Consider the following 15954-nt stretch of genomic DNA (forward strand, 5'->3'; position numbering starts at 1 on the left):
TGAACGTTTCGAAGCAATAACACGCAGGAAGCGCCCCGGTCTCCTCGCGGTCACACCGTTGAGATCGTCGTTAAACACCACATATGTTGAGCGACGGCAAACGGAGGAGGCGAGTGTGGGGGATTCTCCCGACAGCGCGGCAATCACCGTCGCGGGCCTTTGGAAGATCTTCGGGTCCAGGGCGCGGAAAGTGCTGGACAGCGAGGACCGGCACCTCGATCCCGCCGCGCTGCGCGAGAAGACCGGCTGCACCGCCGCTGTCCGGGACGTCAGCTTCGAGGTGCGCCCCGGCGAGGTCTTCGTGGTGATGGGCCTGTCGGGCAGCGGCAAGTCCACCCTGGTCCGGTGCCTGACGCGACTGGTCGAGCCGAGCGCGGGCACGGTCACGATCGGCGGCGAGGACATCGGCCGGGCCTCCCCCGCCCGGCTCCGCGAGATCCGCCGCCACCAGGTCAGCATGGTCTTCCAGCACTTCGGCCTGCTGCCGCACCGCCGGGTGATCGACAACGTCGCCTACGGCCTGGAGATCCAGGGCACGCCCAGGGCGGCCAGGCACGGGCGCGCGGCCGAGATCCTGTCCCTGGTCGGCCTCGACGGCTACGCCGACGCCTACCCCGACCAGCTCTCCGGCGGCATGCAGCAGCGCGTCGGCCTGGCCCGGGCGCTCGCGGTGGACCCGCAGGTGATGCTGTTCGACGAGCCGTTCAGCGCCCTCGACCCGCTCATCAGGCGCGACATGCAGGCCGAGGTGGTGCGCCTGCACCGCGAGGTCGGCAAGACCATGGTGTTCATCACCCACGACCTGTCCGAGGCGCTGAAGCTGGGCGAGCGGATCGCGATCATGCGGGCGGGCTCCATCGTGCAGCTCGGCACGGCCGAGGAGCTGGTGGGCGCGCCCGCCGACGACTACGTGGCCGACTTCGTCCGGGACGTGCCCCGCAGCCACGTGCTGACGCTGCGCTGGATCCTGCGCGAGCCCGAGCCCGGCGAGGCCCTGGACGGGCCGGAGCTGCCGGTGACCACGCTCGTCAAGGACGCGATCGGCGTGGCCTCCGCCTCCGCCCGCCCCATCCGCGTGACGGACGGCGGCGAGCTGGCCGGCGTCGTGGACCGGGTGGACCTGCTGACGTTCCTGTCCGGGCAGGGCGAGCCGGTCAGGGCGGGCACGTGAGCAGCGCCACGGCGGTCGGCGCCCCCTCCGGGCTCCGCCTGCCGAGATGGGTCGCCCCGGCCGCCGCCGCGGCGCTGGTCACCGCCGCCTACCTGGTCTTCCGCGGCACCGGCACGCTGCCGCACGACAAGGAGGCGCCGCAGTTCCTCGCCGTCACCGACCTGCGCGAATGGATCGACGAGCACCGCAACGACAACCCGCTGTTCCTGTACTTCCTCAACTACATCCGGCTCTTCGTGGGCTCCCTGTACGACGCGGCCGAGGCCGGGCTGACGGCGCTCGGCTGGCCCGGCATCACCGGCGTGCTGGGCGGCCTCGCCTGGCTGGCGGGCGGGTGGCGGGTCGCGCTGCTCGCGGTCGCGGGCGTGAGCGCGTTCGGCGTGCTCGGCCTGTGGCAGTCGAGCGTGGACACCCTCGCCCTGGTCGCCGTGGCGGTGCTGCTGTCGCTGGCGATCGGCGTGCCGATCGGCGTCTGGGCGGGACGGTCGGAGCGGGTGCGGCGGGCCATCACGCCGGCGCTGGACGTCATGCAGATCATGCCGACGTTCGCCTACCTGGCGCCGCTCGCGCTGTTCTTCCACATCGGCGCGCCGGCCGGGGCCATCGCCACGATGATCTACTCGATCCCGCCGGCCATCCGCATCACCGCCCTGGCCGTCTCGGAGGTCTCCCCCACGGCCGTCGAGGCGTCGGCCTCGCTCGGCGCGACCCGCCGGCAGACGCTGGTCAAGGTCGTCCTGCCGCTGGCCAGGCCCACGATGGCGCTGGCGGTCAACCAGACGATCATGATGGCGCTGTCCATGGTGGTCATCGCGAACCTGATCTCCGCCCCCGGGCTCGGCGGCGACATCATCCGGGGCCTGTCGCGGGCGCAGGTCGGCATCATGCTCCCGGCCGGAGTGGCCATCGTGATCATGGCGATCGTGCTCGACCGGATGACGACCGCGCTGTCCCGCAGGGGCCCGCACACCGGGCCGGGCCGGCTCGACCTGGCCGCCGCGGCCGCGCTCGCCGTGGCCGGCCTCGCGCTGGTCCCCGTGCTGCCGCGCGCCTGGCCGGAGGGCTGGACCGTCAACGTGGCGGCCGAGGTCAACGCCGCCGTGCGCTGGGCCGAGACGACCTGGTACCCGGTCACCGCGTTCGTCAAGGACACCACCTCGAACCTGCTGCTCAATCCGCTGGAGTCGCTGCTCACCTCGGCCCCCTGGTGGCTGGTCGCGCTCACCGTGCTGGCCGTCGCCTGGCGGGTCAGCGGGCCGCGCCCGGCGCTGACCGCGCTCGGCTGCCTGCTGGCGATCGCGCTGCTCGGCACCTGGGAGCACGCCATGCAGACGATGACCACGGTGGCCGTCGCGGTGCTGGTCACGATGGTGATCGGGCTGCTGCTGGGGGTGGCCGCGGCCCGCTCGCCGCGGTACGCGGCCGTCCAGCGCCCGCTGCTGGACGCCGCCCAGACCATGCCGGCCTTCGTCTACCTGCTGCCGGCGCTGGCGCTGTTCGAGACCACCAGGTTCACCGCGATCTTCGCCTCGGTCATCTACGCCGTGCCGCCGGTGGTGCGGCTGGTCGAGGACGGCATCAGGGCCGTGCCCGCCGAGGTCGTCGAGGCCGCCGTGTCGGCCGGCTCCACCCCCGGGCAGCTCCTGTGGAAGGTGCAGCTCCCGCTGGCCCGCCGGGCCATCCTGCTGGCCGCCAACCAGGGCATCGTCATGACGCTCGCCATGGTGGTCGTCGGCGGCCTGGTCGGGGCCGGGGCCCTCGGCTACGACGTGGTCGTCGGCTTCTCCCAGCGCACCGACTTCGGGCTGGGCTTCGTGGCCGGCGTCGCGACCGTGCTGCTCGGAGTCATGCTCGACCGCATCACGCAGGGCGCGGACCGGCGCCCGTCCCCCCGAAGAAGGAAGACCAGATGAAGATTTGCCTGCTCGCAGGCCTGCTCGCGCTCGGCATCGCCGCCGCCGGCTGCGGCGGGGCCAAGGTCGAGACCTCGCCCAGCGCCTCGGCCGCCGCCCCGAAGAGCGGCGGCCCGGGCAGCGCGGCGGGCACCGTCAAGATCGCGATCAACCCGTGGGTCGGGTACGAGGCCAGCGCGAACGTGGTGGCGTACCTGCTGAAGAACGAGCTCGGCTACACCGTCGAGCTGCCCGAGATCAAGGAGCAGCTCGCCTGGGAGGGCTTCGAGACCGGCGACGTGGACGTCATCATCGAGAACTGGGGTCACCCCGACCTGAAGAAGAAGTTCATCGAGCAGAAGAAGGTCGCGGTCGAGGCCGGCTCCACCGGCAACAAGGGCGTCATCGGCTGGTACATCCCGAAGTGGATGGCCGACAAGTACCCCGACATCACCGACTACAAGAACCTCAACAAGTACGCCGACCTGTTCAAGACCTCCGAGTCGGGCGGCAAGGGCCAGCTGCTGTTCGGCGACCCGTCGTACGTCAGCAACGAGGAAGCCCTGATCAAGAACCTCAAGCTGAACTACAAGGTGGTGGTGGGCGGCAGCGAGGCGGCCCTCATCCAGGGCGCCCAGCAGGCGCAGGCGCAGCAGAAGCCGCTGCTGTTCTACTTCTGGGACCCGCACTGGCTGTTCAGCAAGACCGAGCTGGTGCGCGTGAAGCTGCCTCCGTACACCGAGGGCTGCGACGCCGACCCGAAGAAGGTCGCCTGCGACTACCCGGAGATGGACCTCGACAAGATCGTCAGCAAGAGGTTCGCGGACACCGGCGGCAAGGCGTACGAGCTGGTGAAGAACTTCAACTGGACGAACGAGGACCAGAACGCCGTCGCCGACGACATGACCAACAACGGCATGACCGGTGAGCAGGCCGCCAAGAAGTGGGTCGAGGCCAACACCGCCAAATGGCAGGCCTGGATCCCCAAGTGACCCCTCTCGGCCGCGGCCCCCGCGCGGGCCGCGGCCCCGGAGACCCCTCATGCGACGCTTGAAGACGTTCGTCGGGCCGCTGGTCGCGGCCGCCCTGCTCCTGACGGCCTGCTCCGCCGAGGAGCCCGGCGCCGCTACCGGCGCCAGCAAGACCGTCAACCTCGACATCCACGCCTGGGTCGGCTACGAGGCCCAGGCGGCCGTGCTCGCCTACCTGCTGGAGCACGAGCTGGGTTACACGGTGCGCACCCGGAAGATGAAGGAGGACCAGTCCTGGCGGGACCTCGGCACCGGCAAGGTCGATGTGATCATCGAGAACTGGGGCCATCCCGAGCTGAAGAAGGAGTTCATCGAGCAGAAGAAGGTGGCGTTGTCGGCCGGGCTCACCGGGAACAAGGGCGTGATCGGCTGGTACGTCCCCGAGTGGATGGCCAAGAAATATCCCGACATTACGGACTACCGAAACCTCAATAAGTACGCGAGCCTCTTCCGGACCGCCAAAACCGGAAACGCCGGGCAGCTCCTCGACGGCGATCCGACGTTCGTCACGAATGACGAGGCCCTGGTGCGCAACCTCGGCCTGAATTACAAGGTCGTCTACTCCGGCAGCGAGGACGCGTTGATCAAGGCGGCCGAGGACGCCACCAAGAACCGGACGCCGCTGCTCATGTATTTCTACGAGCCGCAATGGCTGTTCACCAAGGTGAAACTCGTCAAGGTCGCGCTGCCCGCCTACGCCGTCGGATGCGACGCGGACGCCGCCAAGGTCGCCTGCGACTATCCGCCTTACCTGCTGGACAAGATCGTCAGCCGGAGCTTCGCGGAGAAGGGCGGCAAGGCCTACGAGCTGGTCCGCAACTTCTCCTGGACCAACGACGACCAGAACCGGGTCGCCAGCGCCATGATCAACGACCGGAAGAGCGCCGAGCAGGCCGCCGCCGAGTGGGTGGCGGACAACAAGATCGTGTGGAAGGACTGGATCCCCCGTTGAGGTTCGACTTCGTCATCGTGGGCGGCGGCTCGGCCGGCTGCGCCCTGGCCAACCGGCTCAGCGCCGACCCCTCGACGTCGGTGCTGGTGCTGGAGGCCGGGCGGCCGGACAGCCTGTGGGACGTCTTCATCCACATGCCGGCCGCGCTGATGTTCCCCATCGGCAACGCCCGCTACGACTGGAAGTACGAGTCGGAGCCGGAGCCGCACCTGGCCGGCCGGCGCGTCTACCACGCGCGCGGCAAGGTCCTCGGCGGCTCCAGCAGCATCAACGGCATGATCTTCCAGCGGGGCAACCCGCTGGACTACGAGCGGTGGGCGGCCGACCCTGGCATGAAGAACTGGGACTACGCCCACTGCCTGCCCTACTTCAAGCGCATGGAGACCTGCCTGGCCGGCCCCGGCACGGACTTCCGGGGCGGCGACGGCCCGCTGAGGCTGGAGCGCGGGCCGGCCGAGGGGCCGCTGTTCGAGGCGTTCTTCGCCGCCGTGCAGCAGGCCGGGCACCCGCTCACCGACGACGTGAACGGCTACCGCCAGGAGGGCTTCGCCGCCTTCGACCGCAACGTGCACCGGGGCCGCCGGCTCAGCGCCGCCCGCGCGTACCTGCACCCGGTGCGCCACCGCCGCAACCTCACCGTCCGCACCCGCACCTTCGTGGAGCAGGTGCTCTTCCGCGGGAACCGGGCGGTCGGCGTGCGGGCGGGCGGCGAGCGGATCGAGGCCGGGGAGGTGATCCTGTGCGGCGGCGCGATCAACACCCCGCAGCTCCTCCAGGTCTCGGGCGTCGGCCCGCGCGCCCTGCTGGAGCCCCTCGGCATCGACGTGGTGCACGACCTGCCGGGCGTGGGCGAGAACCTCCAGGACCACCTGGAGGTCTACGTGCAGCACGCCTGCACCCGGCCGGTCTCGCAGCAGCCGTCGCTGGCGCTGTGGCGGCGGCCGTTCATCGGCGCGAGCTGGCTGTTCCTGCGGCGCGGCCCCGGCGCCACCAACCACTTCGAGGCGGGCGGCTTCATCCGCTCCAACGACGACGTCGCCTACCCCAACCTCATGTTCCACTTCCTGCCGCTCGCCGTCCGCTACGACGGCTCGGCCCCGGCCGGCGGGCACGGCTACCAGGTGCACATCGGCCCGATGTACTCCGACGCGCGCGGCTCGGTCCGGGTCACCTCGGCCGACCCGCGTGTCAAGCCCGCCCTGCGCTTCAACTACCTGTCCACCGACCAGGACCGCCGCGAGTGGGTGGAGGCGATCAGGCACGCCCGGCACATCCTGGCCCAGCCCGCCTGGGCGGACCTGGACGGCGGCGAGCTCTCCCCCGGCCCCGGGGTCGAGACCGACGAGGAGATCCTGGCCTGGGTGGCGAGGGACGCCGAGACCGCCCTGCACCCGTCGTGCACGTGCAGGATGGGCACCGGCGACCTCGCGGTGCTGGACCCGGACACGATGCGGGTGCACGGCCTCGACGGGCTGCGCGTGGTGGACGCCTCGGCCATGCCCTACGTCACCAACGGCAACATCTACGCGCCGGTCATGATGCTGGCCGAGAAGTCGGCCGACCTCATCCGCGGCGACACCCCGCTGCCGCCCGAGCCGGTGGAGTTCTACCGGGCTACCTAGCGCGCCGCCCGACGAGCGCCTCGATGCCGTCGAGCACACGTTGCAGGCCGAACTCGAAGGCGTGCTCGGGGCTGTAGGCGGCGTTCATGGCCTCGCCCGCGGCCTGCCCGACGCGGCTGGCGACCGGCCAGCGCTCGGCGTCGGCGATGCGGGCGAAGAAGGGCGCGTGCGCGGCCCACCACTGCTCGTCGGTCAGGCCGCTCTGGCTCTCGACCTGGGCCGCCTCCACCGCGCCCCGGGCCGTGCCGTGCACGAAGCCGGTGATCAGGGTGATCACGGCGTCCATCTCCAGGTCGCTCAGGCCGATGCCGTCCACGGCGCGCAGCTCGTAGTCGTACTTGGCGGTGACGTTGGGGCCGAGCACCGGGCGGCTGGCGGCCACCTGGAGCAGCCAGGGGTGGCGCAGGTAGAGGGCCCGGTTCTCGCGGGCGATCTGCTCCAGGCGGCCCCGCCAGCCGCCGGGGACGTCCTCGGGGCGGGCGGTCTCGCCGTAGACGGTGTCGAGCATGACGTCGAACAGCTCCGGTTTGCCCGGGACGTACGTGTAGAGCGACATGGTGCCGACGCCCAGCTTCTCGGCCACCCGCCGCATCGACAGGGCCTGGAGCCCTTCGGCGTCGGCCACCTCGATCGCGGCGCGCACGATGCGCTCGACGCTCAGCTCCGGCTTGCCCTTGCGGCTGGCCCGCTCGCTGGTGCGCCAGAGGAGGGCGAGGCTGCGCGCGGGGTCGCCCTTGCCCGGGTGTTCGACGGTCACCTTCGTACGGTACACCGTACGGTTGCCGACTGGACCCGTATTGTGTACGGTACGGCGTACGTTTCGAAGGGAGAGCGGGATGACGGCGGTGCTCGCGCGCGGGCTGCGCAAGACGTACGGCGGCAGGGCCGCGCTGGACGGCCTCGACCTGGACGTGGGCGAGGGCACGGTGTGCGGCCTGCTCGGGCCGAACGGCGCGGGCAAGACCACGGCCGTGCGCATCCTCACGACGCTCCTGCGGCCGGACGGCGGCCGGGCGGAGGTGGCCGGGCACGACGTGACGCGGCGGCCCCGCGAGGCGCGCCGCAACCTCGGCCTGGTCGGCCAGCACACCGCCGTGGACGAGCTGCTGACCGGCCGGCAGAACCTGGAGCTGTTCGGCCGCCTCCACCACCTGACAGCGGCGGCGGCCCGGCGGCGGGCCGAGGAGCTGCTGCGGCGGTTCGGGCTGGAGCACGAGGGGCCGGCGAAGGAGTACTCCGGCGGCATGCGGCGCCGGCTCGACCTCGCGGCGAGCCTGATCCTGGCGCCGCCCGTGCTGTTCCTCGACGAGCCGACCACCGGCCTCGACCCGCGCAGCCGCGCGGAGATCTGGCGCGCGGTGCGCGAGCTGGTCGCGGACGGCACCACCGTGCTGCTCACCACGCAGTACCTGGAGGAGGCCGACCAGCTCGCCGACCGCGTCACGGTCGTGGACGCCGGCCGGGCGGTGGCCGAGGGCACGCCCGACGAGCTGAAGACCAAGCTCGGCGGCGACCGGCTGGACGTGGTGGTCCACGACCACGGGCGGCTGGCGGAGGCCGCCGCGATCGCCGCTCGCGCCGCCACCGGCCCGGTCGAGACCGACCCCGACACCCGCCGCGTCTCCGCGCCGGTGGGCGAGCGGGTCAAGGCGCTCACCGGCGTGCTGGCGACGTTGGCGGCCGCCGGGATCGAGATCGAGGACGTCGCGCTGCGGCGGCCGACGCTGGACGAGGTCTTCCTGACCCTGACCGAGGGAGAGCGGGCGTGACGACGGTGCGATGGGCCCTCGCCGACGGATGGAGCGTCGCCCGGCGCGACCTGATCCACTGGCGCAACCAGCCGATGACGGTGGTGTTCGGGATCGCCTTCCCGATCATGATCACGCTGGCCTTCGGCTACCTGTTCGGCGGCGCGGTGAAGGTGCCGGAGGGCGCGGACTACTTCGCCTTCCTCATGCCCGGCATGTACGGCATGACCATGCTCTTCGGCCTGAGCGCCACCATGATCGCCGTGGCCACGGACGCCGCCAAGGGCGTCACCGACCGCTTCCGCTCGTTGCCCATGACGCCCGGGGCCGTGCTCGCCGGCCGCGCGGTCGCCGACCTGCTGCACTCGGTGCTCGTCCTGGCCGGGCTGATGGCCTGCGGCCTCGCGGTCGGCTGGCGACCGGCCTCGGCGGGCGGGGCGCTCGGCGCGGCCGGTCTGCTGCTGCTCCTGCGCTTCTCGCTGCTCTGGGCCGGGATGTACCTGGGGCTGCTGACCCGGGACCCCGGCGCGGTGGTGGCCGTCCAGACGCTGGAGTTCCCGATCGGCTTCCTGTCGAACGCCTTCGTCGCCCCGGACACCATGCCGGGCTGGCTCGGCGCGATCGCCGAGTGGAACCCGCTGTCGTCGACGGCGGCGGCGGCCCGGCAGCTCTTCGGCAACCCGGGCTGGGGCGGCGACTCCTGGGCGGCCCAGCACCCGGTGCTCCTGGCCGTGGCGTGGCCGCTGGCGATCACCGCCGTGTTCCTCACCCTGTCGGTCCGCCGCTACCAGCGGCTCGACCGCTGACGGCGGCTAGTGGACCGGGGCGGCGCGCAGGCGTACGACGTGCTCGACGAGCGCGATCAGCGTCGCCTTCACCGACTCGCGGCTGCGGGCGTCGGTGCGCACGATCGGCGTGTGCGGCGAGAGCGCCAGCGCCTCCCTGACCTCCTGGTCGGAGTGCAGGAACTGGCCGTCCCAGCCGTTGATGCCGATGACGAACGGCAGCTTGGCCTCTTCGAAGTAGTCGATGGCCGGGAAGCTGTCGGCCAGCCGGCGGGTGTCCACCAGCACCACCGCGCCGATCGCGCCGCGGACCAGGTCGTCCCACATGAACCAGAACCGGTGCTGCCCGGGCGTGCCGAACAGGTACAGGATGAGGTCCCGGTCCAGCGAGAGCCGGCCGAAGTCCATCGCCACGGTCGTGGTCTGCTTGTTGGGGGTCATCCCCAGGTCGTCGATGCCCGCGGACGCGTCGGTCATGACCGCTTCCGTGGTGAGCGGGAGAATCTCGGACACCGCCCCCACGAACGTGGTCTTACCGACGCCGAACCCCCCGGCCACCACGATCTTCGTCGAGGTGAGGCCGGGGCTAGAGCCTGCGTAGTCCACTGAGCACCCTTTCGAGCATGGTTAGGTCTGGCTGTCCCTGCTGGAGGCGTGGCTGGTGCAGGCGGACGAGTCCTTCGTCGGACATGTCCGCCACGAGCACCCTCGCCACGCCCAGCGGGACGCGGAGCAGGGCCGAGATCTCGGCGACCGACCGGAACGTCCTGCAGAGCTGCATGATGGCCTCCTGCTCGGGGGTGAGCAGGGCCATCTCCTCGTCCGGGATCGACATCGAGGAGATCAACGTCTCCATCGCGAGGTGGTACCGCGGCTCGGAACGGCCGCCGGTCACCGCGTAAGGACGGAACAGGGGCTCTTCTTCCCCGATCCCGTCACTGCCGTACACGGCCCTCTCCCATCAGTTCCATCACATCACCGCGCCCTGGCGGCCTGGAGTTCGGCGCGCAGGGCGGGCGTGAGCGCCTGTCCCGCCCTGTCTACCAGCAGCGTCATCTGATACGCCACCAAACCCATGTCACAATCCGGACCCGCCAGCACCGTCAGCACCGAGCCGTCGCTGATGGCCATGACGAGCAGCAGACCCCGCTGCATCTCGACGACGGTCTGCGTCACCGCGCCGCCCTCGAACACCCTGGACGCGCCGACGGTCAGGCTCAGCAGACCGGCGGAGACGGCGGCGAGCTGGTCGGCGCGGTCCGGCGGGAAGCCCTCCGACGCGGCCAGGCACAGGCCGTCGGCGGAGACGACCACGGCGTGCGCGACGCCGGGCGTGTTCCGCACGAAGTCGGTGATCAGCCAGTCGAACCGGTGCGCCTCGTGGCTCAGCGTTGTCACGCATCCTCCCCGGCGGGACGCTTACTCACTCTGTTCCTCCTGTTGACGTACTTCCTGGCGGGCCCGCCGCACACCCTGCTGGTAGCTGGCCATCCGGCTGCGCACCCGGTCCGCGGAGACCGGGGACGGCGCGGGGGCCTGCCGCTGCGGCTGCTGCTGCGCCTGCGGCTGACCGGCCGTGCCGGGCACCAGGTTGGCCTTGGGGGTCCGCTTGGGCAGCCCGGCGGCGGTGATGCCGCCGAGGCTGGGGTCGCTGGCCTTGGCCGCCGCCTGCCATCCGGCGTCGGCGGCCGTCCGCCACGATTCCTCCCCAGAGGGTACGGCTTGCGCGGGCGTGGCCTCACCGCCGCCCGGCGCCTTCGGCTGCGCCGGGGCTCGCTCCCCCGGCGGGCGCCGGAACCAGGCCGACTCCACCGACGCGAAGATCGGCAGGTATTCCTCCTGGTCAGGCTCCACCGGGGACACCTCGACCGAGGGGATCGGGTCCGGCCTCCGCACGTCGTTCGTCGGGTACGCGGTCATCGGCGGCGGCGTCTGGAACGCACCATTTCCCGTTCCGCCGGGGACGCCGTTGGCGGGCGCGCCGTTGCCGTTCACGCCGGGGTAGGCCCCGGCGCCCGGGTACGACGGGTAGGCGCCGGAGTCGAACGACGCGGGCGGCCGGCCCCGGTAGGAGCCGCCGTCGGTGTCGGCGGTGAAGCCGCCGATCCCCGCCTGAGCGGGGTCGGAGCCGAACGTGCCGAACGCGTGCCTGGGCGTGACGGGCGCGCTGTCGTGGCCGCCGGGGCGGGCGGGGCCGCCGGGCGCGCTGTCGTAGGTGCCGGGGCCCTGCCGCGACGGGCCGCGCGGCGCGTCGAGCGACTCGAAGGAGCCGAACGACCGGAACGTCCCGTTGGCGACCGGTCCCGGCGCCCCTCCGGGCGCGGGCCGCCCGCCGAACGCCGGGGCCGGGCCGGGGGCGGTGCCGCCACCGAAGGCGGGCCGCTGGGGCAGCGGCTGCTGCTGGCCGTCGGCGATGAGCGCGGGCGGCAGCAGCACCATGGCGATGAGGCCGGCGCCGTCGCCCTTCCTGAGCTGCACCCGGATGCCGTGCCGCAGGGCCAGGCGGCCGACCACGAACAGGCCCATGCGCCGCGAGACCGACACGTCCACGACGGGCGGCTCGGCGAGGCGCCGGTTGGCCTCGGCCAGCTCGTCCTCGGTCATGCTGATGCCGGTGTCGCTCACCGACAGCAGCGCGCCGCCGCCCTCGATGGGGCTGCTGGTGACGACGACGTGGGAGTTGCTCGGGGAGAACTGGATGGCGTTCTCGACCAGCTCGGCGACCAGGTGCACGAGGTCGTTGGCGCAGCTCCCGAGCACGGACGTGCTCCGGTGCACCCGCACCTGCACCCGCTCGTAGCCCTCGACCTCCGACAGCGCGGCGCGCACGACGTCGACCAGCTTGGCCGGCTGGCTGCGCCGCCTGGTGGCCTCGTGGCCGGCGAGGACCAGCAGGTTCTCGGAGTTGCGGCGCATGCGGGTGGCCAGGTGGTCGAGCTTGAACAGGTCGGCCAGGCGGGCGCCGTCCTGCTCGCCCTTCTCCAGGCCGTCGATGAGCGAGATCTGCCGCTCGACCAGCGTCTGGGTGCGGCGCGAGAGGTTGACGAACATCGAGCTGATGTTGCCGCGCAGCTCGGCCTCCTCGCCCGCCAGGCGCACGGCCTGGCGGTGCACCTGGTCGAAGGCGCGGGCCACGTCGCCGATCTCGTCGTTGCCCTCGATCGCGATCGGGCGGACCTCGCCGACCTGGGCGTCGCCGTTGACGCGGAGCTGGCGCACCACGTCGGGCAGGCGGAAGCCGGCGATCTCCAGGGCCTCGGTGCGCAGCCGGCGCAGCGGGGCGACCATGGAGCGGGCGATGGCGACGGTGAGGAGCAGCACGAGCAGCAGCAGCGCGACGATCATCACGCCGGCGATGATCGCGGTGCGGATCTCGGAGCCGCGCAGCTCCTGGCTGCGCAGGCTGACCTTGTCGGCGAGGTCCTTCTCGATGCCGTGCAGGACGTCGATGACGACGCCGTTCTCGTCGAACCACTCCTGGCGGCTGGCCCTGGCCGAGATCAGGTTGTCGTTGATGCGCACGCCGGGGGCCCGGCCGCTGGCCAGGGTGACCGCCCGGGACTTGGTGAGCTGGACGTTGACGTACTCGGGCCTGGAGGTCAGCGACTTGGACAGGTCCAGGCCGATGTCGGCGCCGGCCTCCGCGCCGACCGTGCTGATGTCGCTGAGCTGGCGGGCGTTGGAGGCGATGAACTGCTCGACCGTCTTGGCGTCGACGCGGGCGGTGTCGTAGCTGGCCTGGAGGAGCTGGACGCGCTGGCGGGAGACCTCCTCCTTGGCGGCGGCGAGGGCGCTCAGCGCGCGGAACTGGCCGACGATCAGGGAGTCGTCCGACATCAGGCCCAGCTCGTCGTGCAGGGTGAGCAGGCTGTCGGTGAGGAAGTCGTACTGGCCGGTGTTGCGCTGGCCCTCGGCGCGGATGCGGGCCAGGCGGGCGAGGTCGGACCGGGTGCGGTCGGCGGCCTTGACGACGCGGGGGCCGTAGGAGTCGTCGATGGCGGCGAGGTCGGCGCGCACCTGGGCGACGAGCTTGTCGACGGCGGCCTTGCGCTGGGCGAGCGGCTGGGCGAGCGTCTTCTTCATGGCGCTGCTGGCGCCGATCCAGCCGGCCGTGTCACGCTCCAGGCCGATGGCCTGCAGCAGGTCGCGGATGTGGCCGGCCTGCTCGGCGGCGGTGGCGGTGCGGTCGTAGTCGGAGATGCTCTGCACCGACTCGACCACCCGCGAGCCGCCGAGGACGACGGCCGCGATGGTCGGGACCAGGATGAGCGCCGTGAGGCGCCAGCGCACGCGCCAGTTGCGCAGTCCGAAGCGTGACAGCGACCGCCTGCCGCGGTCCCGCTGCGCGGCTGAGCCGCTGTCGGAGTTCCCCGTAGTCACTGCTCCCGCTACCCCTCAATCATCCCGTTGTGACGGGCTCCGAGATCGCCCAAACCTCGAAGCCGTCCACAAGGTATCCGAGCATGTGTCACAACCGGCAAATCGGACACAATCGTTACAAATGTGACCGACAGCCGTTGCTGCCGGTTATCGCAGTGCGGCAAGCACGTGATCGCGGACTTGTGCCCGCTGCGCATCGTCGCTGAGGGGGCGACCGGCGCGATCAACCACGTAGAAGACGTCCACCGCCTCCGCGCCGAGAGTCTCCACTCGGGCGGCCCGCACGTCAAGACCGCACTCCCCGAACGCCCGCCCGATGCGCCACAGCAGCCCCGGCCTGTCATGGGCCCTGACTTCCACCACGGTGGCCGTCGCGGAGGCGTCGTCGACCAGCGTCACCCGAGGTGGGGCCACGGGTACGCGCGGTGGCCGCATGGCCCTCGCGCGCCGGGCCAGCCGCTGCTCGATGTCAAGACGGCCGGCAAGGACGAGACGGAGATCGGACTCCAGGGTCGCCGGGTCGGGAGGGGAGCCGTACTCGGGGATCACGGAGAACTCGATCACCGCCGTGGACCCGGCGGAGGCGGAGGAGGCGGAGCGGACGATGAGCCGGTGCGCCGACAGCACGCCGGCCGCGCTCCACAGCAGCCCCACCCGGTCGGGGGCGACGACCGTGACGTTGCCGCCGTTGACGCGCACCGCGCCGCCGCCGTGCCGGGCCAGCCCGGCCTGCTCCGCCGACAGGACGGGCGGCCTGGGCGGCGGCGAGCCGGCCAGCACCGAGCGCACCCGACGGACCAGGTCGGCGACCAGCCCCGCCTTCCAGGAGTTCCAGGCGGCCGGGCCGGTCGCGTGGCCGTCGGCGACCGCCAGCGCGGCCAGCAGGTCCAGCACCTCGCGGGAGCCGACCGTGGCGGCGACCTTCTCGATCGTCACCGGGTCGTCGAGGTCGCGGCGGGTGGCGGTCTCGGGCAGCAGCAGGTGGTGGCGGACGACGGTGGCCAGCGTCTCGACGTCCTGCGGCGGCAGGCCGATGCGGGTGGCGATGTCGCGGACCACGACCTCGCCGGTCGCCGAGTGGTCGCCGGGCCAGCCCTTGCCGACGTCGTGCAGCAGCGCCGCGATCAGCAGGAGGTCGGGGCGGGAGACCTCGCGGGTGTGGCTGGCGGCGTTCGCGGCGGCCTCGATGAGGTGCCGGTCGACGGTGAAGCGGTGGATCGGGTTGCGCTGCGGGCGGTGGCGCACCCGCTCCCAGTCAGGAAGCAGCTTGACAAGGATGCCCGCTTGATCCAGTTCTTCCCACACGGGCACGGCGGCGCGCCCCGCGCCGAGGATCGACACCAGCGCGTCGCGCGCCTCCTCCGGCCACGGCACCGGCATGGGAGGCGACTGAGCTGCGAGGACGGACATCGTGGCGGGCGCCAGCGGCAGCCCGGAGTCGGCCGCCGCGGCGGCGGCGCGCAGCACCAGGACGGGGTCCGTGCGGGGGCTGACGCCCCGGGCGAGAACGACCTCGCCGCCGTGCTCGACCACGCCGTCGGCCAGCGGCCGGCGGCCGCGCGGGGCCGGGCCTGACACCAGCTTGTCAACGGTGCGCCAGGTGGCGTCGAAGGCGTGCGAGACGGTGCGGCCGGCCTCGGCGAGGCGGCGCATCAGCGCCTCGGCGTCGAGCAGGCCGAGCAGCCCGGCCACGGCGTCCTGCTCCTGGAGGACCAGCCGGTCGGTGCCGCGGGCGGTGACGACGTGCAGCGCGTGCCGCACGTCGAGGATGAACTCGTAGGCCTCCCGAGCCCGGGGGCCCGGCGCGGAGGCGACCCAGGCCGCCGCCACGGCCTGCATGGCCTGGACGTCGCGGAGCCCGCCGCGGCCGTCCTTCAGGTCGGGTTCGAGGAGGAAGGCCAGCTCGCCGCTGACCTGGGCCCGCTTGTCGGCGGCCTCCCGCAGCTCGCCGAGCCTGCGCCGGGAGTCGGCCCGCCACTCGGCGAGCACCGCCTCCCTGGCCTTCCTGGTCAGCTCGGGGTCGCCGGCCACGTGGCGGGCCTGGATGAGGCCGAGCACGGCCTTGAGGTCCTGGCGGGCGACCGCCACCGCCTCCTCGACCGTGCGCACCGAGTGGTCGAGGCCCATCGCCGAGTCCCAGATCGGGTACCAGATCCGGTCGGCGATCCGGGCCACGTCCGGGCGGCCGTTGTGCAGCAGGACCAGGTCGAGGTCGCTGCCCGGGGCCAGCTCGCCCCTTCCCAGGCTGCCGACGGCGACCAGCGAGACGTGGTCGCCGTCGCTCGCCGTGCGGAAGAGATCCTTGAGCCAGCGGTCGGTGTCCGCGGTCCGCTCCTTGCGGGCCGCGGCGTACGAACGGGCCTCTCCCCTCAC

General features: G+C 72.3%; 13 protein-coding genes. 7 read left to right on the forward strand and 6 right to left on the reverse strand.

Annotation, left to right across the window (positions count from 1 at the left end):
- Positions 1-190: 190 nt before the first annotated feature.
- Genes MF672_RS48395 through betA form a run of 5 tightly spaced genes read left to right on the forward strand, consistent with a single transcriptional unit; the run spans position 191 to position 6668 of the window.
- The gene (locus MF672_RS48395) at positions 191-1171 is read left to right on the forward strand and encodes a quaternary amine ABC transporter ATP-binding protein (protein ID WP_308210680.1); all 981 of its coding nucleotides are present in this window, start codon (positions 191-193) and stop codon (positions 1169-1171) included.
- Positions 1168-3084 (forward strand): ABC transporter permease, encoded by a 1917-nt coding sequence (locus tag MF672_RS48400; RefSeq protein WP_242373280.1) that lies wholly within the window; start codon positions 1168-1170, stop codon positions 3082-3084. The genes MF672_RS48395 and MF672_RS48400 overlap by 4 nt, the downstream gene beginning before the upstream one ends.
- A complete protein-coding gene (locus tag MF672_RS48405; RefSeq protein ID WP_242373278.1) occupies positions 3081-4055 on the forward strand; it encodes an ABC transporter substrate-binding protein in 975 nt (324 codons plus the stop codon). Before MF672_RS48400 ends, MF672_RS48405 begins: the two co-directional genes overlap by 4 nt.
- A 49-nt stretch (positions 4056-4104) precedes the next feature.
- Positions 4105-5046, forward strand: a complete 942-nt coding sequence (locus MF672_RS48410) for an ABC transporter substrate-binding protein (protein WP_242373277.1) — start codon at positions 4105-4107, stop codon at positions 5044-5046.
- Positions 5043-6668, forward strand: a complete 1626-nt coding sequence (gene betA / locus MF672_RS48415) for a choline dehydrogenase (RefSeq protein ID WP_242373275.1) — start codon at positions 5043-5045, stop codon at positions 6666-6668. Before MF672_RS48410 ends, betA begins: the two co-directional genes overlap by 4 nt.
- On the opposite strand, the gene MF672_RS48420 is transcribed toward betA, so the two are convergent.
- Positions 6661-7425, reverse strand: coding sequence for a TetR/AcrR family transcriptional regulator (locus MF672_RS48420; protein ID WP_242373273.1), 765 nt, complete (start codon positions 7423-7425; stop codon positions 6661-6663). The genes betA and MF672_RS48420 overlap by 8 nt on opposite strands.
- 79 nt (positions 7426-7504) lie before the next feature.
- On the opposite strand from MF672_RS48420, the gene MF672_RS48425 reads away from it, so the two are divergent.
- Positions 7505-8437 (forward strand): ATP-binding cassette domain-containing protein, encoded by a 933-nt coding sequence (locus tag MF672_RS48425; RefSeq protein ID WP_242373271.1) that lies wholly within the window; start codon positions 7505-7507, stop codon positions 8435-8437.
- Positions 8434-9222 carry an ABC transporter permease gene (locus MF672_RS48430; RefSeq protein WP_242373269.1) on the forward strand — a complete coding sequence of 263 codons (789 nt, stop codon included), beginning with the start codon at positions 8434-8436 and terminating at the stop codon, positions 9220-9222. Before MF672_RS48425 ends, MF672_RS48430 begins: the two co-directional genes overlap by 4 nt.
- A gap of 6 nt (positions 9223-9228) precedes the next feature.
- On the opposite strand, the gene MF672_RS48435 is transcribed toward MF672_RS48430, so the two are convergent.
- The 5 genes from MF672_RS48435 to MF672_RS48455 all read right to left on the reverse strand — a co-directional run bounded on the left by MF672_RS48435 (position 9229) and on the right by MF672_RS48455 (position 15954).
- A complete protein-coding gene (locus MF672_RS48435; protein WP_242373267.1) occupies positions 9229-9807 on the reverse strand; it encodes a GTP-binding protein in 579 nt (192 codons plus the stop codon).
- The gene (locus MF672_RS48440; RefSeq protein ID WP_242373265.1) at positions 9788-10150 is read right to left on the reverse strand and encodes a DUF742 domain-containing protein; all 363 of its coding nucleotides are present in this window, start codon (positions 10148-10150) and stop codon (positions 9788-9790) included. The genes MF672_RS48435 and MF672_RS48440 overlap by 20 nt, the downstream gene beginning before the upstream one ends.
- A 26-nt stretch (positions 10151-10176) precedes the next feature.
- Complete coding sequence (locus MF672_RS48445) at positions 10177-10599, reverse strand: roadblock/LC7 domain-containing protein (protein WP_188190739.1); 423 nt, start codon at positions 10597-10599, stop codon at positions 10177-10179.
- A gap of 21 nt (positions 10600-10620) precedes the next feature.
- A complete protein-coding gene (locus MF672_RS48450) occupies positions 10621-13491 on the reverse strand; it encodes a nitrate- and nitrite sensing domain-containing protein (RefSeq protein ID WP_242373263.1) in 2871 nt (956 codons plus the stop codon).
- A 237-nt stretch (positions 13492-13728) separates the two neighbouring features.
- Complete coding sequence (locus MF672_RS48455; RefSeq protein WP_242373261.1) at positions 13729-15954, reverse strand: [protein-PII] uridylyltransferase; 2226 nt, start codon at positions 15952-15954, stop codon at positions 13729-13731.

The sequence above is a fragment of the Actinomadura luzonensis genome, from assembly GCF_022664455.2.
In the GTDB taxonomy this organism is placed as follows: domain Bacteria; phylum Actinomycetota; class Actinomycetes; order Streptosporangiales; family Streptosporangiaceae; genus Nonomuraea; species Nonomuraea luzonensis.